This is a genomic window from Thermincola sp. GK-1 (genome assembly GCF_059412445.1).
Genome location: NZ_JBSQAT010000018.1, coordinates 31,622 through 56,540 on the forward strand (window position 1 = coordinate 31,622; position 24,919 = coordinate 56,540).

Here is a 24,919-nt window from a genome sequence, read left to right on the forward strand (position 1 = left end):
TCCATCAGGCTGCTTGGTATTTAAAATGACCGTTGGTCACAATCCATTATTTTTTGAGGTATTTTTCTATGTTTTCCGGTTCCGGTAGAGTAACGCTTTTGCTGTTGTAGTCCCAGAAACGGAAGTATACTTCGTGATACATGCTTCCGGCCTGGGGAACGGGCATTACGGTTTCCGTTTTTATTTGGTAAATATAGTTGTCATATTTGCCGATCCAGAGTCGGTACTTCATTTCTAACCGGTCCAGCAGCAGGTTTTCCAGGGGCTTTTTCGATGCCGACATTAATGTTTCGGAGATTTTTCGGACTTCCCGGCCGGTGAGATTGATTTCAAATACATAACATTCCCGGCCCAGCACTTTTTCGTCAGGCAGTTGCCTGGCCTTGTTGGCGTAAGGTTTCATCAGGCTGAAGCCGGCAAAGGGATCGGGCGGTTCCTGCGCCGGGGGAGCTTTTACCCATTCCTCTCCCTCGGACATATAGGCTTCCCTGCCCCACCGGTAATACCTGAACTGCTGTCCCAGAACACGAGCGTTCACCAGGTATCCCTTACCCCGGACAAAGGTCCCGTCATACATGCTGGTGGTCTTACGTTTCTGAATTTTATTTACTATCCAGCCGTTAAACCAGAATTTCCTGCCCTGGGCCTCTGTCTTGGTTATGGCTTTCCGGATGATGGCTGCTGCATTGGGATTTACGGTATACTTTTGTTTATCTTCTTCAGCTTTTCCCAGTTTTTTGGGGCCGGACCGGTAAGTACATCCGCCCATTAGCAGTGATATACATATTGCCACAAATAACAGTGTTTGTAAAGATTTCCGCATCAGCGCACCTCCCCGGACCTACGGTTTTTATAAAGCCGTATATACATGCCCCAGGCGATCAGTAAGCCTGTTATCCCGTAAAGAATCTGGGTAACGGGAATATCATGTTTTTCCAGCACAAATAACCTGTGGTTTTTGTAAAGATACCCGATTAATTCGTTTTCCCTGTCACCGTCCACATCAGCCGCCTGCAGGTTGATGAGACCGGTGAAAACACGCCATTTGGTTTTCAGGCCCTCCGGCGTCAGTTCATAACCCGTTATGTACCGGGTGGGGTTATTGCGCACCAGGCTTTTAGAGAGGGCAATAATTTCCGGTTTTTTACCGGAACCCAGGGTGTTGAAGTCCTCGAAACGGAAACTGTCATCACGGCTGCTCCAGATTACTTTCCACTGTCCGTCGGGTTTCAACTGCAAAAGTTTGGCGTATTCCGTGTTGAGCATGATTTCGTCCATATTGTCATTATTTATATCGGATATCAGCACCTCGCCCGTACTGACATCCTTCACGTCTTCGCCTGTCAATTCTGCCAGAAGGGAACCGGCCTGCGGGCCGGTAAGAGCAAGGACTTCCAGAGATTTACCCAACAAAATGGCTACCTTTTTGTTGCCCGCCATATTACCACCGGCCATAATTCCGGTGCCTTTTGTAGTGCCCCTGAATTTTTGTCCGGCAAATTCGCCGGAGAAATTGTAGCCGTCTATGAACAGGTTTTTGGCTTCCTGACTGTCCACGGGCATACGGCTTTTATAATCCAGCATCGTTGTAGTCGGCTGCACATGCATATCCATATTTTTATAGAGTTGTTTTATACTGCTGTCTCTCGAAGCCACACTTTCCAGACTCAGTTGCAGAGAACTGAAAGGTGCCATACCGAAATTAAGGGCCAGGTCCATCAAACCTGTTACGTTCAGTTGTGGTATCAGTTTTTGCTGTAATTGTCCGCCGGCCTTCTTTTCCCACTTCATTTTATAATATGGCAGGCTGATATAATCCGGTTTCAGGGCACTTAAGACCGGCTCCGGGTCATAGGAGCCCGGAGCCATAAGCTGAAAGCCCTCATTGGACCATTTGTAGACCAGAACCTGGTTTTCCTCGCCTTCAAGGGGCTCCTTCGGAGGTCTGGTATGATGAGTGATGTAGTCCCTGGCTTTCCTCGGGTTGCCCTGGGTGATGATTTCTGCCAGTCCGTCTCTGTCAATATCGGCCACCTGGACTGGGAAATAATCTACGGAAGTCTGTTTTGGGTAAAGCAGAGGGCTTTTCCATTTTACCGAAAACTCGGACCAGAAAGGGATTTGAGTCAGGTCAACAGTATAAGTGAGCATTACCGCAATTAAAAAAGCCGTTACAAACTGACGCAGGTGAAAACGACCGGCGATATATCCTGTTACCAGCAAAATTAAGAAAATAATCGCCCCACCTGTAATTTGCCACGATAGACTGTTGTCCTGAAGGTTGTTGAGTGATTTGACACCCAGGAGAAAAACCGCCGCAAGCACAAGCCATTTGGTTCGGACCGTGGCAGGCAGAGACCAGGCCAGGAGAAAAACCAGAAGGACCGACAGGGCTATTCCGTAAACAGACCAGTCCAGAACAGCCGGTATGATAAGGAGTTGGTAAAAGAAAAATACGTACAAAGCAAAAAGGACAGTTATGCATATATCCAGCAAAATTTGGGCAGGACTATTCTTCATATGGTTCACCCCTATCGGTTTCGGCCCTGGATAAGGCCACCAGCAGGCCTGACATTGTCCAGAAATAGGAATTCAGGTATGGGCTTTCAAAAATGTTTTCCACCCCGTTATGCAGAGCTATAGCGAGTAGCCCGGCCAGGATTCCGGCGGCCAAATATCGTTTTTCCGGGGCTTTCAAGCTTTTCCATGCATCAAAACCTTTCTTTAAAACGATGAAAATTAAATACAAAAATAAGCCCAGGCCCAAAAGGCCCGTTTCAGCAAGCATACCCATGTAATAATTGTCTACAGAAATTGAATTATAGGTCCTTTTGGCCACAGCGCCGCCGAAATGTCCCATGCCGACTCCGAATAGCGGGTCTGTGCGCATCTGGTCGTAGGCGGCCAGCCACCTGCTGATCCGGCCGCTCTGAGCGCTTTTTTCCATGTATTCAGCAGAGAACAGGTAGGACATCCTGTTTTTTACAGTCGGGACAAAAATCCCCGCCAGAATGACCGTTATCAGACCAACGACCAAAATACGTTTATCATAGAAAATACCCATAATCCCCAGCGCCCCGACAAAGGCCAGCCAGGCACCCCTTGACAGGGTAAGGACCAGGCAGGTCAGGATTATTACGGTCAAAACTGCCCAAAAGATCTTATTAAGTTTGTTTTTTGTACTCATAAACAGTCCCATGCCAATTGGCGCCAGCAGCGCCATATGGCTGCCCAGCAGATTGGGGCTGCCCACAATAGAATAAGCCCTGGTATGAACTGCTTCGCCGGCATCTACCCAGCGACCGGGCATGGGGGCTCCCACAATATATTGATATATGCCGTAAAGAGCGATAAGGCCGCCTACTACCATGGCTACAGACAAAAGAGTCCGCGTCTGCGGATATTTTCCGGCCAGGTAAAATCCAACATAAAAAAACAGGATATACTCGTAAATTGCTCTGAAACCTTCTACGTTCACGGCGAAAGTGGATAAATCCATGACCACCATTGCTATGCCCAAAAGAAAAAAAACCAGCATAGCGTGATTGACGGCAGCAGCGGGTTGATGCTGATTGTCACTGAACCGATGCAGGACTGCCAGGCCCAGTCCGGCCAGTAACAAAAGCTCGTCCCACGCAGAGGAAAGAACGGGGATGCTTAAAATATTTCGGAGTAGGTAATCAATGGCGGGAAAAGCCATTATAATCAGCAATAAGATAAAAGAAGCTGATTCCAGCAGGTTTTCACCCGATATGTAATCTGACAGGAAATGTTTAACTTTGTGCATAGTACCTCCCTGACACAGAGCGTGGAATTTTGCATATCATACGATATTATACCACAAGGAAATAGCTGCTACAATGCAGGTAGTATTTGAAATTAAGGGGAGGTTAAATAATTCGGGAAACATTTAACCTCCCTTTAAATTTATCAAACAGCTAGAATAAGCTTGCCCGGGTTCTATTTTTTATTATGGGTGGCGGGGTCGGCTGTTTCTCGCACAGGAGCGGCCATCGGAGGCGCTTTTCTGGCAAAGCGTTCAATGTGAATGGCGGCATCAGGGCAGACGGTTTGGCATGTGCCGCAAACAATACAGCCATCCATTCTGGGTAGGACTGCCGGTGTCCCCAGGAATCCCAGTTGTTTTGACCATTCAATAACTTTGACGGGGCACTTTTCGATACATAAACCGCAGCCTTTACACAAACCAGGGTAAAGGTTGAATTTACCTTTTTCATTTTCATAAGTATTAACCTCCCATTGTCTCTCCATTTATCTCGCCTCCTTCCTGAGATTTCAGATGTAATTATGTAAAGGAATCTCAATTAGGATTTGCCAAAATACTTCTAAATATCCATGGGGAATCAGCAAAAGAGAATCGTCAAAATTTTACAAATTGCGCAATTTTTTGACTGAAATGGAGGAAAACTTTACCTTATGTTGAAAAGATTAAATAAGATAGTAACAATAATTGATTGATTAAACTTAAGGGGGGATGTTTGGAATTTATCAGGGGTGATTGGGGGAAGCCGAATATATGTGAAAGGAGAGGATGAATTGTGAGCAAAAAGGCTGTCAAACTCGGTATTATCCTTATGATTCTGCTTCTTGCCACTTTCACTGTAGGCTGTAGCAAAGAGCAAGCTGAAAAGCCTGCGGACAGCGGACCTGCAGTAGCCCAGAATACTGAGTATGTCGGTGATGAGGCTTGCAAAACCTGTCACAGTGACGTTCACTCTGCTTGGAGTGAAACCAGCCACGGAAACTTTATCAAAGATGTAACCAAAGACCCAAAGGCTTTACCTGGAAACTTTGAAGGCAATTATCCTAAGATGTTAAACTTTAAAGCCGAGGACATTCAATATGTTCTTTTGGGTAAACCCGGCGCTCTGAAGGTACAGGAATTGGTCGGCAAGAAAGGTACCTTCGGTGTACCGGCTGATGATTATCCTGTTATGTGGGCATCCTGGGATGCCGGCAAGGGAGAATGGGAAATTGAAGCTGAAGCCATTGGCGAAGGCACTCCCTGGCTCAGCACCTGTGCGGGCTGCCACGTAACCGGATTGACTGTTCCTACCGACAAGAATCCTAAAGCCGCAAAGGCTTTTGCCGGTTTCGGTATTACCTGTGAACAGTGCCATGGCCCCGGCGCCAAGCACATTAAAAATCCACGGGGCGAAAAAATGGTTATATCTTACGATGCGGAAAACTGCGGTCAGTGTCACAGCCGCGGAGATTCTGTTGCCAAAACGCCCGATGGGAAACCTTTCGGTTATCCGTATAATGACGAAGGCCAGTACGTACCCGGCAAGAAACTGGCGGATTATTACACTGTAGTTTCTGTCGAGGGAGACAAGGAAGGTAAATTGTTCTGGCCTACCAAGCATGCGAAAAACTCTCACCATCTGCAGTATCCTGAATGGCTGATGACCGGCCATGCTACTGCCCTGGAAACTCTGAAAGGAAATGGCCATGCTCAGGACAGGTGTCTGAAATGTCACTCTGCTGAAGCTTACCTCGCCAAAGAAGGAACCACAGTAACGATGAATGATGCCAAGCTTGGCGTAACCTGTCAGGTTTGCCACGCTTCTCATGACCCAGCGGCTACCAAGGAAGCGTTCTTAAGGAAACCCAAAACGGAAATTTGTACTCAATGCCACAATGCGGAGGGGGGCATAGTGGCAGGTAAAGAAGTACACCATCCGCACAAAGAAATGAACGAAGGCAAAATCGGCCTTGGATTCCCCGATTCTCCAAGTGTAATGTATAAGGCCGGCGTAACTTGTGTTGATTGCCACATGCCCAAAACTGCAGGACCCAAAGCCAGCCACCTGATGAAGGTAGTTATGCCCAAGGACGGCAAAGCAAACGGCATGCCTGATTCCTGTTCCTCCTGCCATCCGGGAGCAAGCCAGGATTACCTGCAGAATGTTATTGATACCTGGCAGAATGACATTAAAGGTCGGTTAGCCAAGGTGAAGGCTAAGCTTGACGCCAAGAAAGCCGCTGCCAATACCCAGGCTTATAAAGAGGCCCTTACTTATTACTCCATTGTAGCTGCTGACGGTAGTAACGGCGTACACAACTATGATCTGGCCGTTAAGCTGTTAACTGCTGCGGAACAGAAACTCCAATAAATGGTTTGAATGAAGGCCCGGTTCTTACCGGGCCTTATTTTATGACGGCGGGTTTTGGAATAAAGATGTCCTGTTTTTTGAATAATACTAATAAACCACTAATAAAGGAGGAAGAACATGAAGAGAGTAGCTGTGGAAGGAACCCTTGGCAATATAAGCGAGTACTTATCTACTCAGGGTTATGAGATTGTAAGTCTTGATCCGCATACGCAGACAGGCGCAGAATTGAAGAACTGCGATGCCATCATTGTTTCCGGGCAGGATAACAACTTAATGGGTATGAACACGGTTTTAACCGATTCTCCTGTTATAAACGCAAGGGGGATGAGCCCGGAGCAGGTGCATGACGAACTGAAGAGGCGTATTGGGCAAGTACGTTATTAAGAGGCCTGACAGGCCTCTTTTTTAAGCTTCAGACATACACCGAATTGGTAACCCTGCAATAAAATTAAAATGGTCATGTTGAAAGGCCAAGATTTTTAATACCGGCCAGGAAACAATTGCGGGAAGTGCAGGAAAAATAATGGCGAAGCTAGAAGAATTTAGGATATTTGAATTAAAATAAAAATTTTGGGGGGACAGGTATGCTGGAAGGATTAATTGATTTGCATGTACATACGACTGCTTCGGACGGGACCCTGACTCCCGCAGAGCTTATTAGATATGCCAAGGGAAGGAACTTGGCAGCGGTGGCGATTACAGACCACGATACTATAGACGGTTTACCGGAGGCTTTAAAAGAAGCAAAACAACAGGATTTTGAGTTAATTCCCGGTATAGAAATAAGTGTAGAGCACCCGGCCGGGGAAATGCACATCCTTGGCTATTTTATAGATATAAATAACCGGGATTTGGCCGAAGCTCTCCAGGAACTGCGCCGTTACCGCGAAGAACGCAACCCCAGGATGCTTCAGAAGTTAAGGGACCTGGGCATGGACATAAGCATGGCGGAAGTGGCCGAAAAGGCCGGCGGGAAAGTGGTCGGTCGTCCGCATTTTGCGGCAGTTATGGTCGAAAAAGGTTATGTGGCAAGTTTCGAGGAGGCCTTTGATAAATATCTCGGTGCAGGGAAGGCCGCCTACGTTAAAAAGGAGAAACTAACGCCCCGGCAAGGAATCGAACTGATTAAAAAGGCCAGTGGCATACCTGTTCTGGCCCACCCTAAATACCTTGGGTATAATTCCATAGAGTTGCTCATGGAAGAGTTAAAAAATTTAAAGGGTTACGGTTTACAGGGTATTGAAGCATATTATAGTGCCTATTCTTCCGAAGAGACGGAACTGTACCTGAAACTTGCCCGAGATTATGGGCTTTTGGTTACCGGAGGCACCGATTTTCACGGTTCCAACAAGCCGGAAATAGAAATCGGTGTGGGCTCCGGAAATTTGAGAATTCCCTATAAGCTTCTTGACCAACTTAAAGAGGCGAAAAAGCTTTTTAAGAAATAGCAGGACAGTATTTTTTTCGACACTTATTTTACCAACAATGTTTATTGTTGGATAGCGATGCGTTATAATTATAGTGTAAAACATTCAAAATGAACAAGGAGATGGTCTTTTGAAGCGGAGTAAGTTATTAAACAGGGTTTTCAACTTGGTTTTGGCTGTATGTTTTATGCTGGTTTCCGTTGTTTTTCCAGGTGATGCTCTTGCTTACACGGTAATCAATGAAGATAACTTTGAGGAACCTATTGCCGAAGGGGTGACTATCCAGACAATTACCCAATATACGTCTGAAGGAACCCTGAAAATATACGTCATGAAAGTGGATTTAACAAATCCTTATGTACAGGTTAACACTATGGTGGGGACAGGCAATAAACTGACAGGGGCCACGGCGATAACAAAAATGACCGAAAATGCCGGGGCAGTTGCCGGGATTAACGGGGACTTTTTTCAGATGGATGAGAAGGCGCCTATCGGTTTAACGGTTCAGGATGGGGAAATTATCAGTTCCCCGGCCCAGCGTAATGATATGTATGGTTTCGGTATCACTGCCGATAAGCTGCCAATGATCAATATTTTTGGTTTTGAAGGGCAGGTAAAGGCTGCCAATGGACAGACTTATCCCCTCTTTGGGGTTAATAAACCTACCTATTTGGCCTTAAATGGCGTTTCCTCCGACAAAGATACACTCAACCTTTACACCCCGCGCTGGGGTGAAAAGAGCCGGGGGAAATTACCTGAGTTGACGGAAACAGTGGAAGTTGTGGTGGAAAACGACATAGTGAGGGAAGTTCGCACCAACATGCCGGGTGTGACTATACCTCAAAACGGGTACGTGCTGTCGGCAAACGGTAAAGCGGCAGCATGGGTAAAGGAAAACCTCAAGCCGGGAACGGGGGTTTCTGTGAGCTACCGGATTACTCCCGGCGGGGAAAATCTTCAGGCTGCCGTAGGTGGACAAGCCATGCTTGTGAACTATGGCAAACGGAGCTGGTTTACTCAGAATATAACCGGTAAAAGGGCCCGGACCAGTATAGGTTACACCCAGGACCGCAAGACCATGTACCTGGTGGTTGTCGACGGAGGTAATGGTTCCAGGGGAATGACCCAGGAGGAACTGGCTGATTTTATGGCCTCTCTTGGCTGTTGGCAGGCTATAAACCTTGACGGCGGCGGTTCTTCTACCATGGCTGCCAGACTGTTGGGCGATAATTCTATTTCCCTTATTAACAAGCCTGTATATACGAGTCAGCGGGCAGTTCCCACGGGAATCGGTATTTTTTCCACCGCCCCGGCAGGAGAATTCAAGGGCTTAAAGATAACCGGAGACAGGTATCTTTTGGTGGGAACAACTAGGTCGTATTCAGCAAAAGGTTACGATGAACACTACAACCCCTACAAGGTGGAACCATCCCAGATTACATGGCGGGTTGAGCCGGATTTAGGTACATTTGAGGGTAATGTCCTGACTGCCCATGAGAGCGGTGATGCCAAGGTAATTGCTTCCGTGAACGGAGTGGAGCAAGCTTATGATATTCATATCTTGGGCGCCGCCGATATTGCGAAGGTGGAGGTATTCCCGAACGCCATAGAATTAAATGAAAACGATAGCGTCGCATTGTCTTTGGTTGTTACGGCCAAGAACGGTATCAGGTTTAATGTCAAGGCAACCGAGGTCCAGTGGGAAGTTCAGGGCGAGGTAGGTCAGGTAGCGGGCGAATCCTTTATAGCCGCCGGGACCAAAGGAACAGGACAATTGACGGCGGTTATCGATGGGGTGAAAGCTGTGGTTCCTGTCAGTATTGGAACTGCAGAAAAACCTTATTCCGGCTTGGAGACATTTCAAGCCTACAAATTTGCCGGGTATCCGGCGGGAGTAACGGGAAACTTCCGGGCGGCAGTTCCCGGTGAACCCGTTTTTAGAGGAACAGGCGCCGGCATATTGGAATATGATTTAACTAAGGCAGGGACGACGGCGGCTGCTTATGGAAGATTCGGCGACGGCCTGACTTTGCCGGGCCATCCCTTGGGGCTGGGTGTCTGGGTTTACGGCAACGGTGCCAATAACCACTGGCTCAGGGCAAAACTGGTTGATGCCAATGGTGAGGAAACACTGGTTGATTTGGCCAAAAACGTGAATTGGCAGGGGTGGAAATATGTAACCGGAAAATTCCCTGCCGACATAAAATATCCCGTTAAGTTATCTTCCATTTATGTGGTGGAAACCGACAAAAACCGTCTGAACAAAGGGTTTATAGCCCTGGATGAACTAACCTTGCTGATGCCTGTGACGCCTCAGGACCTGTCCGCGCTGAGTCCTGAACCTCAATATACTTATATTGACATAAAGCCTGGAACGGTATCTAAAGGGAAATTAGGAGATAATGTAGAAATCAGCATCCCGGCCAATGCGCTTCCTGCTCAACAGATACAAATGTCAGAAAAATGGATGCTTGATATGGCAACTCCCGGATTCAATCCGGTACTGCCTGCTTTTGAAATTGCCGGGAAATCATCCTCCAATACGGCAGCTCGAAGGGCCAAACCTTATACATTGTCTGTGAAATATACAGGAAACGCCGACATAAACAGGATACGCCTGATGAAATGGAACCCGGGACCCCAAAAATGGACCCAGGTGCCACAGAAAGTTGATAAAGACAGGCGCATTGTTACGGCCAAAACGGAGCAACTGGGGCTTTTTGCGCTGTTGCAGGATGTCCGGCCCGTTCCGGTATTTAATGACATAAATAACTCCTGGGCCAGGGGACAGATAGAGCAAATGGCTGCCAAAGGTCTTGTTTCCGGTTTTCCGGGCAACCGTTTCCTGCCTCAGAAGGGGGTCACCAGGGCTGAGTTTGTGGTGCTCCTTTCCAACCTGTTCGGCTGGTCATTTGATAATGAGAACCTGCAATTTAAAGACAGTATTCCTGCCTGGGCCCGGGGAGCTGTTGCCGCCGCTGTTGAGAGGGGTATCGTAGCCGGATATGCAGATGGTCGGTTCCAGCCAGATAAAATGATTAACAGGGCTGAAATGGCTGTCATCATTAATAAATGCCTCCAACTTCCCGACAGCAAACAGCCGTCGGCTTATGCCGATGCCGGCAAAATACCTACCTGGGCTGTCCAGTCAATCAGGAATACCAAGGTTGCCGGTTTGCTGAAAGGCAGTAATAATTTATTCAGACCTCAGGATACCGCTACCCGGGCGGAAGCGACTGTTGTACTGGCCAACATGCTGGAATATTATATGAATACCGCTGAATAGATTCTATAGAACAATTAAAATTTTTATGAAAAGGAGGGCTGCGGTTTGAACGTTTATGACCTGGCTCACAACCTGGCGAGAGCTATCAGAGAAAATGAATACTATAAGGAATTTGCCAGGGCGAAACAGTTGATTGACGGCGATGCGGAAGCCAAGAAAATTCTAACGGATTTTCGTAATCGCCAGATGGAAGTAGAAAAGGCCCGCCTGCTGGGGCAGAAGCCTCCGGCAGATAAAATGGAAGCCCTGCATAAAATGCAGGAGATTATTACAGCCAATCAAAAAATTAAGAGTTACCTGGAGGCAGAGTTTAAATTCGGCAGGTTGATGGCTGATATTCAGAAGATAATTGGCGAAGGCCTGGATTTGTTTGAGAAAAATGCATGATACTGCTTGATTGACAGCTTAGGGGGTAGTATCCAATGCAACACAGTGAGAGGCAATATCGATGAAAGTAGAAGTACGGTCCGAGAAAAACAAACAGGGCTATGATGTGCTAATTCTCTCAGAGGATGCCACAGTAGCCGATTACCTTGCGGCAATCAACTTATTCATTGAGGAAAGCGGTATTGCCAGGCCCCGGCATGAAAAGGCCCAGGCGGGTACTTGTATGGCTTGCAATGTTTGCTGCCAGGAACGTATACCTCTAACATCAATAGATGTGGTTAAGTTATCGTCGGTTATCCCACTAGAGGAGCTTTTTGCGAAATACATTTACATTTACGTTCACGGCCGGGCAGTAGATATAACATTGCAACTGGGGCCCGATGGTATTTGCCGGCTGAATTCGCCCGACAGCAGACTGTGCTGCCAGTATCAGGTGAGGCCGCTGGTTTGCCAAACATACATTTGCTGTCCTTCCTCCAGGCGAGCGGCTCGTTTGAGGGAAGTTGTGGTAAATACCGGCGAAGACCAACTGGTTCGTGATTGGTTAAAAATGGTCCGCCAGGGGATTATAGAGCCTAAGATTGATGAAGCTATAGACCTGGATTTGCACGAAGATGACTGGTTGCCTACTCCATTTGAAGGAAAACGTTCTTATGATGAGGTTTTTTTAAAGGATTTATGTACCCCGCAATTATGGGAAAAGCTGAAATGGGTTCGGTGATGACCGAACCTGTCAGATTGAAGACAAAGACATCACGTCCTCATCGTATATATTGTCTGATTGAAGGAGAGGGAAGGGTGGGTGGGCTCTCCGCTACCAGGGAGCTTGATGCTGCAAAACCACAGCCGTGAGTTCCGCTATGGAGGTAAACAACCGTTGCTCCAAGGTTACGGGCGGAGACAGTGTAAACTCCGTTCGGTTGAAATCACTGAACCCGGCCAAATCGCCGTCCATGGCTCAATGGCCGGGTTTCCGGCGTCCGTGCCGGAAACAGTGATTTCAAGCCCTCACTGTCGTTAACACAGGCTTGCCGCCCTCCACCAAGTCGCAACTTATTGTTTGACCTCCATAACGGTTTTCTCTGCCTTTCTGGCAAGGTTTTGCAGCACAAAGCTCCGGGGTAGCCGGGACACCCCACCCACCCTTCCAAAATGCTGCTTCACCCACCTCTCCATGAAAAAACCCGGCGCATTAAATTATAGCCCCGCTCCGGAAACATTTAACCTCCGCCAATTTAACAGAGTGCCCTTGGTTAACAGTCTGAAATGGGTTCGGTGATGACCGAACCCATTTTGTATGCACAATAAATGAAAGATAAATTACAAAATATAGTACTACATAAAGTAGTTGACTCATTCAGGGATATATTGTAAAATATTTTTAGCAAATAAGGGAGGTGAGAAGAAGTTGAACATGACCCATTACATGGAATTGCTTGCTACCAATCAACCCTGGAATCTGATTATTTTCATGGCCATTCCTGTTATCCTGGCTGAAACCGTTGCAGTATCAGAGCTTTTTATTTTGTTCGGGAGAAACCTTTCTGGGGGCTTAAGAAGGCTCAACAAAATTGCAGGAATTATAGCAGGTTTTTATTTTGTAGGAATTTTTATCTATCTCTTTAAAACAGCGGTGATTCCACTTACCGCCGGCGGGGAGTGGAGAGGTATTGTAGATATTCTGGCGGTAGGTTTCTACCTGTCGGGAGTGATTCCGCTTTTCGGGATCAGTTTGTTGGAAATCGGGTTGTTGGGGCGCGGCAAAACAGAAGAGGAGAAACTAAAACTACACGCTGTCTTTGTTGCCATATTCCTCGTAGTGGCCCATGTGGCCATGATACTGGGGATGCTCAATCCCGATATTTTTACCTACGGTGGCAGTGGGATGGCAATGTAAATAAGGAAGTTTTCCAAAAAAGCGCTGCTCATGAGGCAGCGCTTCAGTGTTCGTCCGGCATGTCTGCTGAGCCGATGGGTTGAGAAAAACCCTGTCACCTAACCAGCGGGGAGCCTTTACCAGGAGCCGGTATGCGCGGCCCGTACGTACGGTTCTGTCAGAAGGATAAAGCCGAAGTAAATTACTTCGGCTTTACCTTACTCGATTCCTATGACAACAAATCGCTGTTACACCTGACGGAATGGTCCAGGATGCGTGTCCTTATTACCTGTCCGACAATATCAACGAGGAAAATCAAACCCAAAATGGCCAAAACTAAGGTGGATACTTCATCATAGGCGAAGAGCTGCATACTGATAGTGAGCTGAGTGCCAATTCCTCCGGCGCCAACAAACCCAAGGACAGTGGCCGCCCGCATGTTACATTCCCACCTGAATAAAGTATATGAGAGCAATACGGGAAGGCTAGCCGGGATTTTCACAAATAAAAGGACTGCCAACTCACTTGCCCCTGTTGCCCGTCCTGTTTCCACCAGCCGCTGGTCTACTGATTCCAGTATTTCAGCATAAAGCTTGCCCAGTACCCCGGTGCTATGGGCAGCTAAAGCCAGTACCCCCGGGAAAGGGCCCAAGCCAACCGCAACTACAAAGATAAGCGCCCAGAGCAATTCGGGAATTCCTCGGCATAGATTGAGAATAAATCGTGACCCATAGTAGACCGACCATCTTCCCAGCCAGTATAAAGTGCCGCGGCTACTCCTGGAAAACTCTTCACCCCTTAACCTAGTTGCTCCAAGGGTTAAAGGGATGGCAAATACTACTGCCAGTACTGTACCAACTACGGAAATCTCTATAGTTTCAACAAGAAGGATGCCAGTGTTCTTTAGGAATTCAGGACTATGTTCAATGGGCCACAGCCCGGAGACAAAACGCCCGATGCCGGTCAAGTTCGCAGGGTCAGTGAAAGCCGCCGGATTGAAACGAGTGGCTTTGGCGCTCCAGGTAAACAAAAAGAGAAAAAGGAGGATTAAAAACAGATTCAGGTAGCTGATTTTTCTTTGCTGGCTGAGTCTATTTTCCGGAAACAATATTCTTTCTCCCTCCACAAATCCAATTTTCCGGCGGCCCGTCATAAACCAGATTCCCCTTATCAAGAACCACTATCCGGGGGCAAAAGTTAAGGGCAAAGTCTTGTTGGTGCAGGTTCATTATAATAGTGGTCTGTTTATCCCGGTTAAGATTCTTTAAGAGGGTAAGGACCGTTTCTGCTGTCTTATAATCGACGGACGCAATCGGTTCATCTGCCAGGATAATCTCTGCATCACTAAATAAAGCCCTGGCAATAGCCACACGTTGTTGCTGGCCCCCGGAAAGATCTGTGGCGTGGTGAAACATTTTATCAGCCAGTCCTAACTGGTCGAGCACATGGTGTATATCTTCGAGTTCTTTATTTGTTTGTAAAAGAGCCATCCTGACCGCCCGTAGAAGAGAAACTTTTCCCAGTCTCCCCATTAGTACATTCTGGGCTACCGTCAAACCGGGTATAATATTATGATTCTGGTAAACCAGGGCCATCCGGGAGCGCAATTTCTGCAGTGATTTGTAAGGGAGACGGCCAAGGCGTTTCCCCAAGACAAAAAGTTCCCCCCTCGTTGGGGTAATAGACCCGTTGAGCAACCGGAAAAAGGTGGTTTTCCCGGAACCGCTGGCCCCGAGTATTCCCACCATTTCTCCCCGGGATATGCTCAGGTTCAGACCATTAAGGCCTGTTACTCCTGTTGCGTAGATCTTCACCAGGTTATTTGCCCTGATTATCTCTGGATTAAAAGTAGCTGTTCCTTCCATTTCGCCTGCCTCGGTTATCAAAATTTTTGTCGGTAATAATACTGCCGTTATTCCCGGTTATTTAAGAAGGCCTAACCGGGCTGCCTGTTCTTCAATATACTTGTAATCCTCGGCAGTGACCTTTTCGTACCTTACAGCGTTCATTAGTTTAAGCAGTTTTTTGTCATTCATGGTCAGAAAGGCGTCAATTATTTTATTCTCCAGTTCTTTGTCCATTGAATCGAGAACTACCCAGGGATAGCCTTCTATGTAGTCAGATTTAGCTAAAACCTTTATTTTACTTTTATCAATTTTTCCTTCAGTAATAAGCCTGTTCAGTATCCTGCCTTCCAGACCGCCGGCATCTACTTTCCCGTTCTGGACGGCCAGGGCAGTAGCATCATGTTTTCCGGTGTATATGACATTGGCAAAATCATCAGGTACCTTAAGGCCTGCTTTGTCAAGCATTATACGGGGATAGAGGGACCCTGAGGTAGAACTGATGTCTCCAAAGGCAAAGATTTTGCCCTTTAGGTCAGCCAGGGTCTTCACCGGACTATCTGCCGGGGCAATAATAAGGCTGTAATACTTGGTAGTTTTTGTTTCACTGTCTACTTCGGTAACGATGGGGTGTACCGGAACCTTTTGCCTGGCCTGGACATAGGTAAGACCGCCGAAATAGGCCATATCCAGTTTATTGCTTGCCATGGCTTCTACAACCCCGGCATAGTTGTTGGCGACAAATAGTTCAACTTTCATGCCCAGTTTGCTGGAAAGGTAATCCTTAAAAGGTTCATATTTGGCTTTGATTTTATCCGGAGCCTGATTAGGAACTAATCCAACCCGTAAAACCTTTGTTATGGCAGCTTTTTTTTCGGAACTACTATTTACCGTCTTGCCGGAACAGCCAATTAATAACATGCCGAAGGCAAGTACTAAAACTGTCAAACAAATAATTTTCAATAAAGTTTTCATTTCCTACTAACCTCCTTAGTAATGCTAATTAAAAATATAGCACTACTAAGTAAGTTTGTCTAATTGACATTTTTTAGCCCCATAAAATATTCAATAAACATTTTTTATGGAAATTTTATTTGATATGGCATGAAAAGCTATGATATAAATACTTTATTTTACCTGACTGAAAGAAATACAAAATTATCTTGTCCTTCCTCCAGAACCACCTGAGCCGCCGGAAGAACCGGAACCGCCGGGACCTAAAGGGCCGGAACCAGAAGAGCCGGAAGAACTTCCAGTACCTGATTTTCCGCTGCCATTTGCAGGACCTGAGGAGTCCGAACCTGTATTGCCGTGGTCTGCCGGTGGCGTCACCGCATTCCCGCTTGTTCCGCTACCAGGGGTACTCCCCGGGGAGGAATCCTGTGCCCTATTAGTTTTTGTATTTTCTACCGGTTGCAGATCGGTTTTCTTGTCGTTTACCTGCTTTTTTTGCCTGGGCAGGTTGAGTTCCCTGTCTTTGGCGGGAGTTGGATTTTGATTTTTCTGTTGGCCTTTTTGTGAATTGTTGCCCTTGGTCTTGGGATTACCTGACCGGGCCCCCGGATGACCGTTATTATTACTGTTGGGAAAAATCGGCTGATTTTGTATGCCCGTCGGCTTTTCGGTAACCTCGGTCATTTCCCGCCCGTTGGTGTTTCTGACCTTTTCATTGTTTGGCAAGTATTTTTGGTTTTGTAACAGGTTATCGAGCTCGATGGTTTCTCCGGGGAGGTTTTTCAATTTTTTCAGGACGATTATTTTATTGTTGGGCAGCAGGTTGATTTTATAGGCTTCTATAAAACTACGGATACTTTTGGTTTTTATATCGCCGGCCCGGACCTTTATACCGGCGGCCTGTGCCTGGCGAAAAACCAGGTATTTTCCTGCTGTAAGTCCCTGCTCTCTGGCTGACTGGCGCAAAGTTTCATCAACTTCATACACCAGAATCCTGGCTTTAACGTTATTTATTTTGGTTGCTCCGGCCAGTTCGTTGTTCAATGCTTCATTATTTATAATTTTTTCGGCAAGGGACTGGGCAATAGTGGCTACAATCATACCTTCACGGTCAGGCGACAGGTAATGTTTTCTGGTGGCCTCGTTAACAAGCGTGCGGACAGCCTGGTTTAAGTTTATTCCTTTAAGCCGAACATTTTCGAGCAATTTTGCTCCGTCAGGGTTATAGCTTTCCGTGGCGATTACCTGGAGATTTTGATTAACGGCCAGTTCAATGCTCGGGTTAATATCCAGCGACACGAAAGCAGCCGGTTGGGGTGTAACGACAGAACGCAGTAAAGCTAAAGAAAAAAGTAAAACAATAATCGAGGCTGCCAGCGCGACGGGTCTTATTAAATGCCGCCGGGTCCTTTCGTTAAAGTAAATTTCAGACCCAACCCTGACAGGGGTTGTAGGCAGGGGAATTTCTTTGTAAATGCCGTCTGCCGTAACTACAATGCAGTGAGAACCCTTAATTTTAACTATTAATCCTCTTTGCCCAGTCATAATTCTTACCTCTTTCTGTAAAAACCAACCTTTAAAAATTATTTGAAGTTTATATAAGAGTAAAGATAGATAAAATCTTCCTTAAAGTACAGCGCTAAAGCCGTAGCAATAATGAATTTGCGCCCTCGTTCCAGGGTTTTTCTGTTTACCCCGGTTAGATCCTGCAAGCTGTTTAACGGAAGTTGTTTTCTAAAAAGCAGGTGATCCATCAATTCCTTATTATTCACCAGGGTCCGGGCTACTGTAAACAAGGTTTCCCTTGAGTCCCGGTGTTTTGGAGAACATTCCACCAGGTCTTCGAATTCAATTCCAAAATCCCTGATTAGTTTTTCATAACGTTCCAGTTCTTCCTGGCGTTCATCTTCAATCGTTTTATTTTGATATTCTTCCCAGGCGACCTTGGTGTCTGCCGGGTTAAAAATTTCGCCGTTTTCCAACTCTGTCTCAAAAGGTACCTCGTTGGACAGTTTTGCTTGCTTCCGGAACAAATCCTTCAAACGGTTTAGTATTATCACTCTGGAGTAGGTCAGAAAAGAAACGTTTTTGCCCGGTTCATAGGCATCCAGAGCATCGTTAAAGGCGATAAGAGCAACGCTCAGTTCGTCATCAACTCCCCAGGTTAGGGAGCGTTTACAAATGCCCGATGCAACTTTCCAGATAAAGGGACGATACTCGTTCAGCAGTTGGTCTCTGGCGGCCAGATCGCCATTTTTAATTTTTTTGATCGAATCAATCAGTTTCTGGTGGGAATCGTAGGCCATATAAACACCCCATCATGAAAAACATGTTTTTCATGACTTTGTTCAAGTCCATTACCGGTTTCTATAAATTGATACGCCATTCCTGCTTTTTTTTAAGGGGTGCTGGGAAATCAAACATATTTGGTTGGCTTCCTCGCTAACGCCCGATACGTCTTATAATCCCCGGACCTAAAGGCCGGATTTTACGCACCTTCGGTAAGATCTCGGAAATAGAAATTTTAGGAACTACCCTCGAAAAGGTAAAGCGGGATTCGTAATAATAGAACAAAGGGGTCGCAAGGCCAAGTTCATACCGGTTTCAAAGTTAATTAACTTTAAGAGGAGGGAATCCTATGAAAACAAAAAAGTTTTGGGCGGTTTTGACATCCTTGGCGCTGGTGGTGACCTTTTTGCTACCGGGGATAGCATTTGCTGCCGGGGACAATGATTACCAGATAATATTTGGAATTCAGCAAAAGGTTAGTGAGTCAGTTTACAACAAGGAAGTTGACAAGGGAAATGGTCAGGCCGGTCAGAAGGAACAATTAAAAGAGAACAATAAGCAGCAGGGTAAGAACCGGGAAAGAAATCAAATAAAAAACCAAGTGAGGAAAAAGATGCCCGATATTGCCAACCATTGGGCCAAGAAAAATATTGAGAGATTGAACCTGGAAGGTGTAGTCCGCGGTTATGCCAACGGCACGTTCCAGCCCAATAAGCCGGTAACCATGGCCGAAGTAATAACCATGGTTGTAAAAGCACTGGGATATGAGGATGAAGCACAGGCCAAAATGGATGCCACATTGCCGTATAACAATATGGCAGCCGTCCCCAAGTGGGCAGTGGGATATGTAGCCGTGGCCATCGATAAGAATTTAATTGACCCTTCTGTCCATTTTCAACCGAATAGAGCAGCATCCCGCATAGCTGTAACCACTATCCTGGTTAAAGCCCTTGGCATAGACCCCGGCGAGGATGCTGTTCAGGCGGCCGTATATTTCTCTGATACCAATACATTAGATGAAACCAGCAAAGAGTACTTAATTTTGGCGGTACTTAACGATTTGATCAAGGGTTACGACGACAAAACCTTTAAGCCCAATAAACCCGTAACACGGGCCGAGATGGCTACGCTCCTGGGGCTCTTGGAGGATAAATTGGGAACCTGTTTGAAAAATGGCCGGGTGAAAGGCATTCTGGTATCGGTAGACGCGGCAAATGCAATAATCAGTGTGGCCTCCAATGTAACTGATTCTGTTTACGATTCTGTTTATGATTCTGTTTATAAAGAAGTTAAAGATTATAAGGTTATTGACGAAGCCGCAATTTACAGAAACGGGCAGCCTGCTGAGCTGGGAGACCTTGAAGCAGGCGACAGGGTCTTGCTGCTGTTGAATGCTGAAGGAAATGTGGCCTATCTGGAGGCTAAAGAGTTTACGGCGGACAAGAAGTATATCGGAGGAGAGGTCACAGCCATTGACACTGCCAATAAGAAACTGGAACTCCTTAGGTTTGGAGTACTTAAGGTTACATACAACGTTTCCGAAGATGCAAAAGTTATTGTGGACGATAAAGAAGCTGATCTCGAGGATATTGGCGTTGGCGACCAGGTGAAGGTAGAGTTGAATGCAGACGGAGCTGCAATCAAAATAATCAAATAATTTACTGATATGCCGTTAAACACCGGAAATTTATCCGGTGTTTGGTTTTTTGTTCCTGTATAATTATTTACTATCACACAATAATTATATAAAATAAGAATCAGGGTAGAAAAAATCCTTCTGCTTGCAAAGGGTGATTTTACAATGGCACTGGTAAACTGTAGAGAATGCGGTAAATTAATAACCTCCGAAAGCGAAGCAATCTGTCCGGAGTGTTCCCAAAAAAGAGACCGGGAGATGGCTAAAATCAGGGATTGTGTCAGGGTCAATCCTAAAATATCTCTTTTGGAACTGAGCGCGCAATCGGGAATTTCCACCAAACGGATCATTCAGTTTATGCACGAAGGGCTGATAACTTATCAGACGCCTGCCACTAATGAATAGGACTGCGGGAAACCGCAGTTTTTCCACTATTAAAAACTAATTTGTACCATTCCCAGTAAAAAAGAGAATTGTTTCATTAAAACAGGCTATACAGGGAAGTGTAACAGAGATGCAGGAAATTACTTTTTTGGGCGTTTTACTCAGATTTGTTTTAGGCGGCGGCAGTGTTGCCGCCGCATATCTCTTGGGGAAAAAGGTCGGAGGCAGGTTTGGGGGTATTTTTGCCGCTTTCCCCGGGGTTTTTCTGGCATCAGTCATTTCGGTGGGAGCGGGCAAAAACCTTCATTTAGCTAATCATCTGGTACTGCAGGTTTCAAAAGGAGCCTTGGTCGGAATGGTGGCCAATATTATCGCATGTCTGGTGGCTGGTTGGCTTATCCCCCGGACTGGGTATAAAAAGGGCCTGGTTTATACTTTCTTTGTTTGGGCTTTTACCGGCGCAGCCATTATCGCAGCTTTACGTTTCTGACTGGGAGGGGCAAAGGTGAAAAGTAAACTTATAAGTGATAACCTGGCAGAAATTTTAACAAGGTTTAGTCTGGGAGGTCTTGCTGTTGTAGGATGCTATTTATTGTCTTTCGTTATTCCGTGGAAAATCGTAGCTGGGCTTTTTGCTGCTTTTCCGGCTGTCATGATAGCTTCTGTGGCTTTAACTGGAAGAAGGGATGGCGATAAAATGGCGGGGGAAGTAGCCCAGGGTGCGGTAGCGGGAATGATAGGGTGCGCTTTATGTGTTATTGCCGCTATATTTTTTATCAGGTGGACAGGTAAATGGCTGCTGGGCATCGGTTTGTCTGTACCTGTCTGGGTAATAAGTTCCATGACCGTCAACCGTTTACAGGAAAAATTCTATAGCATCAGGATGAAAAGGAAGGCCATATAACTCCATATTTTGGCCGATTATTTTCCCCCGCAGTTATGCTATAATGAACACGCATACTGGATGGGGGAGGCTCTGGTATGGATCCTGTGACACATTTTCTGGTAGGTACCGTAATCGCCGGTATTTCCGGCGAAAAGCTTTCGATATCTGATCCCTTGTATCTTTCAACGGTGCTAGGCTCTTTAATGCCGGACATGGATATAGTTTACCAGTTGCGGGGACATATAGCTTATCTAAAAAACCACCGGGGCATGTCCCATTCCGTGCCGGGCCTGATATGTAATGCCAGTCTGATTGCCTTGGCGGTATACCTGTTATCCGGATACAGGTTTGTTGCTTTGTTTGCCTGGGCTTTATTGGGCGGGCTTTCCCATGTTTTTCTTGACGTGCTTAACTCCTATGGAGCCCAGGTATTATGGCCGTTGAGCAAAAAAAAGTATTCTCTTAACCTGCTGGTGCTTTTCGACCCGGTTCTGGCAGGTCTTTGTTTGGCCGCTCTATTCTGGCCGGGCAGCTTTCCCCGGGTTTCCTTGGTCATATTGGTTTTAACGGTAATTTATTTGTTATTCAGATTGTACATGAGGCATTCTGTTTTTCTGTTTCTGAGTGAACAATACAGGGAACAGGATATTGAGCGCATTATTGTCATGCCGGCTATGGTTAGCCTGTGGGACTGGAGTTTTCTGGTGGAAACAAGAAACAAGTATATTGTTGGAGAAGCAAAGTGGTTGTCTTTTGAAACGGGCATTAGGAGAGTATTGGAAAAAGTGCCCCACAACCATATTATTCAAAAGGCCTTATATTCAAAGATTGGCCGCTTGTTTCAAAGCTTTACTCCCTATTATCATATCCATTACTATCAGGATGGGGAAAACCATGTGGTCTGTTTTGCTGATTTGCGTTATTTTGTGCGGGATGACTTTTTGCACAACGCCAAGGTTGTGTTAAGCCGGGAATGTGAAATTGCTGAAGCGGTGTTTCAACCCTACAGCAAAAAGCATAACCTGTCATTCTAGGAAACAGCGCCTCTTTAGCCTTTAAACAACCACTTTTATTGGTGCGATTTTTTATTCGGTTCTTCATGATTTGCTTTTGCATCTCCGCCAAGCGGAATAAGGTCGACTCCTTCGATGCTGACGCCCTGAATGCCGGGAATTATATTATTTGATATGTTGGCGTAATTTTCTTTTGCTTTTTCGATAAGTTTATTGACTTTTTCCAGCTTATCCATTGTGCACCTCCGTGCCTGCTTTTGTATCTAATATTCTTTGCTTTCTGGCGGAAAAATAATCTGTCGCCCTAAATTTATTATGACGATTTTAATTTATATGGTATAATAGCGTATATTAATATTACGGGAAGGGGGTTAGGGTATATTGTCAAAGACGGGAAGAATAATTATACTGGCGGTTTTAGTTATTGTGATCATTGGGATTATGGCCGCTCCGAGTTTTATGTCAAAAGGGGAAGAAAAATTTGCCGTTACGCCAAATCCGGCTGACGCTTTCGCCAAAGCCAAAGGCCAGGGAAAACCCGTTTTTCTGGAGTTTTATGCCAGTTGGTGACCGGGCTGCCGGCAGATGGAGCCCGTGATTATGGCTCTGAAGGAAAAATACGGCAGGCAGGTGGAATTTATCGTGGCTGACGTTGATGACCCACAGGGGAATACTTTGGCTGCCGAATTTCAGGTTGATGCCATCCCCAATTTCAGGTTTATAGATGCCAAAGGTAACGTGGTGCAAAGCTATACGGGAGTTACCACGCAAAAGACATTGGAAAAATACATCCAACAACTGTTGCCGGATAAATAACCCTGTCAACAGTCGGTTATTTCGAGAATGTTTTTTGTGAAAGGGGTGGCTAGGTGTTAGAAACATTTTTTAATGAAACACTCCCCAATTTAGTGCAACATGTTTCCCTGTTAACCTTTTTGGTGGTTTTTCTCGGTGGTATTTTAACCAGCCTCAGCCCTTGCATATTATCAATGGTTCCCGTGATGATGGGTTATATCGGTGGTTATTCGGAAAGATCCCGTTCCCGGGGCTTTGTTATGTCCTTTGTCTTTGTTTTAGGTCTGGCTGTTACCTTTGCCTTGCTCGGCATTTTTGCTGCCTTGCTGGGTAAGATTTTCGGCCAGATCGGCAAAGGATGGTATTATGTTATCGCTTTTGTCGCAATTGTAATGGGCCTGCAGTTACTGGAAGTCATCAATATTAAGTTTCCGACGTTAAAGAAGATGCCCATTAAGAGTAGAGGTTTGTTGCCTTCTTTCTTTATTGGCATGCTTTTCGGACTGGTGGCTTCACCCTGTGCCACACCGGTACTGGCTGTAATTATGACCTACATTGCAGCGCAGGGCAATATCGGTACTGGTGCAGCCATGTTATTTATTTACGGTTTGGGACACGGCTTGCCGTTGGTTATTGCCGGGACTTTTGCTGCTTTTCTAACCAGCTTGCGTAAGTTTCAGCAGTGGACGGCCTATATCACTAAAGCTTCAGGCGTGATTGTGATCCTGGTTGGTTTATATTTTCTTGTGCTGGCAAGATGGTATTAAAAAATTTTTTTGGAAAATTTTTCTCCGGAAAGTCATAAAAGTATGTCCTCCTCAATATAGTGTAGTGTAGGACAAACACTACGGAAAAATTGGAAGGAGGATTCAGATGTTTTCAGGCAAGTTCGGAGAAAAACTGATGGTGGGAGTGGGACTGTTATTAGCCGTTGGACTGGCTATGGGAAGTGGGTCCCTGCATAACATTTCGTGGGACAAACTTAAGGAAAGTCATTGGAAAGTGGTAACCGGCAAAACAACTATGGATTTGCAAAGAGAAGCGGCTTTCAAAAGCAAGCCCGCAAGTAGCAAGTCCGAAAATGCAGATGAAACCGCTGCCGGAAACAGGAATAACGAGAGAACGGAGACAGCCACTGCCATGAGTACAAAGACCGCCAGGGAAACAGTGAAAATTGTTTTGTATTATGCCGATAAAGACGGAGAGTATCTAAAAGCACAAACCATGCGTATTCCGAAAAAAGAGGGTATTGCTAGGGCGGCCCTGGAAGAACTGATTAAGGGCCCCCGAAAGGGTGATGGGCTGCAGAGGACCATTCCTTCCGGGACCAAACTGAAAGACATTAACATTGAAAATGGTCTTTGTACAGTTGATTTCAGTAAAGAATTAAGGGATAATCATTGGGGCGGTTCTACCGGCGAACTGCTGACGGTATATTCAATTGTTGATGTGCTGACTCAATTCCCCACCGTTGAGAAAGTACAGATTCTGATTGACGGCCAAAAGGTTGATACCCTTGCTGGGCACATGGACCTGTCCAAACCCTTTGAACGAAATACTGATATAATTAAGTGATAAGAGGTCTGCCTTACTCTTTGATGCACCCCCCAGACAGAAAACAAAGTTAATAAAAGGATAAGGGGAGGTTAAATGATTCCTTCGCGCCGATATTTCCTTGCCGGTTTATTGGAGAGGTGGGTGGGCTTTCCGCTACTAGGGAGCTTGATGCTGCAAAACCACAGCCGTGAGTTCCGCTATGGAGGAAACAACCGTTGCTCCAAGGTTACGGGCGGAGACAGTGTAAACTCCGTTCGGTTGAAATCACTGAACCCGGCCAAATCGCCGTCCATGGCTCAATGGCCGGGTTTCCGGCGTCCGTGCCGGAAACAGTGATTTCAAGCCCTCACTGTCGTTAACACCGGCTTGCCGCCCTCCGCCAGGTCGCAACTTATTGTTTCACCGGGGCGGCCTCTTTCTCACCCTTACCCAGGGAAGGGTAGGCAGG

The 24,919-nt window shown here is 46.1% G+C and carries 28 protein-coding genes; 16 read left to right on the forward strand and 12 right to left on the reverse strand.

What is annotated here, in order from left to right:
- Positions 1-46: 46 nt before the first annotated feature.
- The 4 genes from ACSNJE_RS13650 to ACSNJE_RS13665 form a co-directional block, all read right to left on the reverse strand.
- A complete protein-coding gene (locus ACSNJE_RS13650) occupies positions 47-823 on the reverse strand; it encodes a hypothetical protein (protein WP_474659944.1) in 777 nt (258 codons plus the stop codon).
- Positions 823-2,520, reverse strand: coding sequence for an energy-coupling factor transporter transmembrane component T family protein (locus ACSNJE_RS13655; protein ID WP_495252872.1), 1,698 nt, complete (start codon positions 2,518-2,520; stop codon positions 823-825). The genes ACSNJE_RS13650 and ACSNJE_RS13655 overlap by 1 nt, the downstream gene beginning before the upstream one ends.
- Entirely contained in the window at positions 2,510-3,787 is a 1,278-nt protein-coding gene (locus tag ACSNJE_RS13660; RefSeq protein WP_495252873.1) for an O-antigen ligase family protein, read from the reverse strand. Before ACSNJE_RS13660 ends, ACSNJE_RS13655 begins: the two co-directional genes overlap by 11 nt.
- Before the next feature lie 173 nt (positions 3,788-3,960).
- Complete coding sequence (locus ACSNJE_RS13665) at positions 3,961-4,272, reverse strand: 4Fe-4S dicluster domain-containing protein (RefSeq protein WP_052219116.1); 312 nt, start codon at positions 4,270-4,272, stop codon at positions 3,961-3,963.
- A 287-nt stretch (positions 4,273-4,559) separates the two neighbouring features.
- Between ACSNJE_RS13665 and ocwA the strand changes: the two genes are divergently transcribed.
- The 6 genes from ocwA to ACSNJE_RS13695 all read left to right on the forward strand — a co-directional run bounded on the left by ocwA (position 4,560) and on the right by ACSNJE_RS13695 (position 11,958).
- Positions 4,560-6,137 carry an outer cell wall terminal reductase A gene (gene ocwA / locus ACSNJE_RS13670; protein ID WP_495252874.1) on the forward strand — a complete coding sequence of 526 codons (1,578 nt, stop codon included), beginning with the start codon at positions 4,560-4,562 and terminating at the stop codon, positions 6,135-6,137.
- A 117-nt stretch (positions 6,138-6,254) separates the two neighbouring features.
- On the forward strand, positions 6,255-6,521 hold the full coding sequence (locus ACSNJE_RS13675) for a YkuS family protein (protein WP_013121425.1): 267 nt from the start codon (positions 6,255-6,257) through the stop codon (positions 6,519-6,521).
- Between the two features lie 200 nt (positions 6,522-6,721).
- The gene (locus ACSNJE_RS13680) at positions 6,722-7,585 is read left to right on the forward strand and encodes a PHP domain-containing protein (RefSeq protein WP_495252875.1); all 864 of its coding nucleotides are present in this window, start codon (positions 6,722-6,724) and stop codon (positions 7,583-7,585) included.
- A 109-nt stretch (positions 7,586-7,694) separates the two neighbouring features.
- Positions 7,695-10,850, forward strand: a complete 3,156-nt coding sequence (locus tag ACSNJE_RS13685) for a phosphodiester glycosidase family protein (protein WP_474774393.1) — start codon at positions 7,695-7,697, stop codon at positions 10,848-10,850.
- A gap of 45 nt (positions 10,851-10,895) precedes the next feature.
- Positions 10,896-11,237 (forward strand): YlbF/YmcA family competence regulator, encoded by a 342-nt coding sequence (locus ACSNJE_RS13690; protein WP_495252876.1) that lies wholly within the window; start codon positions 10,896-10,898, stop codon positions 11,235-11,237.
- A 61-nt stretch (positions 11,238-11,298) separates the two neighbouring features.
- Positions 11,299-11,958: a YkgJ family cysteine cluster protein gene (locus tag ACSNJE_RS13695; protein ID WP_052219120.1), complete on the forward strand. Its 660-nt coding sequence runs from the start codon at positions 11,299-11,301 to the stop codon at positions 11,956-11,958.
- Between the two features lie 205 nt (positions 11,959-12,163).
- Here the strand turns inward: ACSNJE_RS13695 and ACSNJE_RS13700 are convergent, their stop codons facing one another.
- On the reverse strand, positions 12,164-12,289 hold the full coding sequence (locus ACSNJE_RS13700) for a hypothetical protein (protein ID WP_282432168.1): 126 nt from the start codon (positions 12,287-12,289) through the stop codon (positions 12,164-12,166).
- A gap of 356 nt (positions 12,290-12,645) precedes the next feature.
- Between ACSNJE_RS13700 and ACSNJE_RS13705 the strand changes: the two genes are divergently transcribed.
- Positions 12,646-13,134 (forward strand): DUF6803 family protein, encoded by a 489-nt coding sequence (locus ACSNJE_RS13705; protein WP_052219202.1) that lies wholly within the window; start codon positions 12,646-12,648, stop codon positions 13,132-13,134.
- 208 nt (positions 13,135-13,342) lie between these two features.
- On the opposite strand, the gene phnE is transcribed toward ACSNJE_RS13705, so the two are convergent.
- The 5 genes from phnE to sigI form a co-directional block, all read right to left on the reverse strand.
- The gene (phnE, locus tag ACSNJE_RS13710) at positions 13,343-14,221 is read right to left on the reverse strand and encodes a phosphonate ABC transporter, permease protein PhnE (RefSeq protein ID WP_474774631.1); all 879 of its coding nucleotides are present in this window, start codon (positions 14,219-14,221) and stop codon (positions 13,343-13,345) included.
- A complete protein-coding gene (locus tag ACSNJE_RS13715) occupies positions 14,205-14,978 on the reverse strand; it encodes a phosphonate ABC transporter ATP-binding protein (protein WP_495252877.1) in 774 nt (257 codons plus the stop codon). The genes phnE and ACSNJE_RS13715 overlap by 17 nt, the downstream gene beginning before the upstream one ends.
- A 57-nt stretch (positions 14,979-15,035) precedes the next feature.
- Positions 15,036-15,932 carry a phosphate/phosphite/phosphonate ABC transporter substrate-binding protein gene (phnD, locus tag ACSNJE_RS13720; protein ID WP_474774630.1) on the reverse strand — a complete coding sequence of 299 codons (897 nt, stop codon included), beginning with the start codon at positions 15,930-15,932 and terminating at the stop codon, positions 15,036-15,038.
- Positions 15,933-16,115: 183 nt separating this feature from the next.
- On the reverse strand, positions 16,116-17,456 hold the full coding sequence (locus ACSNJE_RS13725) for an anti-sigma factor domain-containing protein (RefSeq protein ID WP_495252878.1): 1,341 nt from the start codon (positions 17,454-17,456) through the stop codon (positions 16,116-16,118).
- 38 nt (positions 17,457-17,494) lie between these two features.
- Positions 17,495-18,217, reverse strand: a complete 723-nt coding sequence (gene sigI / locus ACSNJE_RS13730; protein ID WP_495252879.1) for an RNA polymerase sigma-I factor — start codon at positions 18,215-18,217, stop codon at positions 17,495-17,497.
- A gap of 332 nt (positions 18,218-18,549) precedes the next feature.
- Here sigI and ACSNJE_RS13735 point away from each other — a divergent pair, with 332 nt between their 5' ends.
- The 5 genes from ACSNJE_RS13735 to ACSNJE_RS13755 all read left to right on the forward strand — a co-directional run bounded on the left by ACSNJE_RS13735 (position 18,550) and on the right by ACSNJE_RS13755 (position 22,140).
- Positions 18,550-19,857, forward strand: a complete 1,308-nt coding sequence (locus ACSNJE_RS13735) for an S-layer homology domain-containing protein (protein ID WP_495252880.1) — start codon at positions 18,550-18,552, stop codon at positions 19,855-19,857.
- A 144-nt stretch (positions 19,858-20,001) separates the two neighbouring features.
- Positions 20,002-20,241 carry a hypothetical protein gene (locus ACSNJE_RS13740; protein WP_052219075.1) on the forward strand — a complete coding sequence of 80 codons (240 nt, stop codon included), beginning with the start codon at positions 20,002-20,004 and terminating at the stop codon, positions 20,239-20,241.
- Between the two features lie 109 nt (positions 20,242-20,350).
- Positions 20,351-20,710: a DUF3147 family protein gene (locus tag ACSNJE_RS13745; protein ID WP_461569989.1), complete on the forward strand. Its 360-nt coding sequence runs from the start codon at positions 20,351-20,353 to the stop codon at positions 20,708-20,710.
- 15 nt (positions 20,711-20,725) lie between these two features.
- The gene (locus ACSNJE_RS13750; RefSeq protein ID WP_052219077.1) at positions 20,726-21,124 is read left to right on the forward strand and encodes a DUF3147 family protein; all 399 of its coding nucleotides are present in this window, start codon (positions 20,726-20,728) and stop codon (positions 21,122-21,124) included.
- A 77-nt stretch (positions 21,125-21,201) separates the two neighbouring features.
- On the forward strand, positions 21,202-22,140 hold the full coding sequence (locus tag ACSNJE_RS13755) for a metal-dependent hydrolase (RefSeq protein WP_495252881.1): 939 nt from the start codon (positions 21,202-21,204) through the stop codon (positions 22,138-22,140).
- Between the two features lie 35 nt (positions 22,141-22,175).
- On the opposite strand, the gene ACSNJE_RS13760 is transcribed toward ACSNJE_RS13755, so the two are convergent.
- Complete coding sequence (locus ACSNJE_RS13760) at positions 22,176-22,355, reverse strand: hypothetical protein (protein WP_474774627.1); 180 nt, start codon at positions 22,353-22,355, stop codon at positions 22,176-22,178.
- A 145-nt stretch (positions 22,356-22,500) separates the two neighbouring features.
- On the opposite strand from ACSNJE_RS13760, the gene ACSNJE_RS13765 reads away from it, so the two are divergent.
- The 4 genes from ACSNJE_RS13765 to ACSNJE_RS13780 all read left to right on the forward strand — a co-directional run bounded on the left by ACSNJE_RS13765 (position 22,501) and on the right by ACSNJE_RS13780 (position 24,489).
- The gene (locus ACSNJE_RS13765) at positions 22,501-22,689 is read left to right on the forward strand and encodes a thioredoxin domain-containing protein (RefSeq protein WP_052219079.1); all 189 of its coding nucleotides are present in this window, start codon (positions 22,501-22,503) and stop codon (positions 22,687-22,689) included.
- Between the two features lie 30 nt (positions 22,690-22,719).
- The gene (locus tag ACSNJE_RS13770; RefSeq protein WP_013121406.1) at positions 22,720-22,935 is read left to right on the forward strand and encodes a thioredoxin domain-containing protein; all 216 of its coding nucleotides are present in this window, start codon (positions 22,720-22,722) and stop codon (positions 22,933-22,935) included.
- 53 nt (positions 22,936-22,988) lie between these two features.
- Positions 22,989-23,681 carry a cytochrome c biogenesis CcdA family protein gene (locus tag ACSNJE_RS13775; RefSeq protein WP_495252882.1) on the forward strand — a complete coding sequence of 231 codons (693 nt, stop codon included), beginning with the start codon at positions 22,989-22,991 and terminating at the stop codon, positions 23,679-23,681.
- Between the two features lie 106 nt (positions 23,682-23,787).
- Positions 23,788-24,489, forward strand: a complete 702-nt coding sequence (locus ACSNJE_RS13780; protein WP_013121404.1) for a GerMN domain-containing protein — start codon at positions 23,788-23,790, stop codon at positions 24,487-24,489.
- 246 nt (positions 24,490-24,735) lie between these two features.
- On the opposite strand, the gene ACSNJE_RS13785 is transcribed toward ACSNJE_RS13780, so the two are convergent.
- Complete coding sequence (locus ACSNJE_RS13785; RefSeq protein ID WP_495252883.1) at positions 24,736-24,861, reverse strand: hypothetical protein; 126 nt, start codon at positions 24,859-24,861, stop codon at positions 24,736-24,738.
- Between the last annotated feature and the right edge of the window lie 58 nt (positions 24,862-24,919).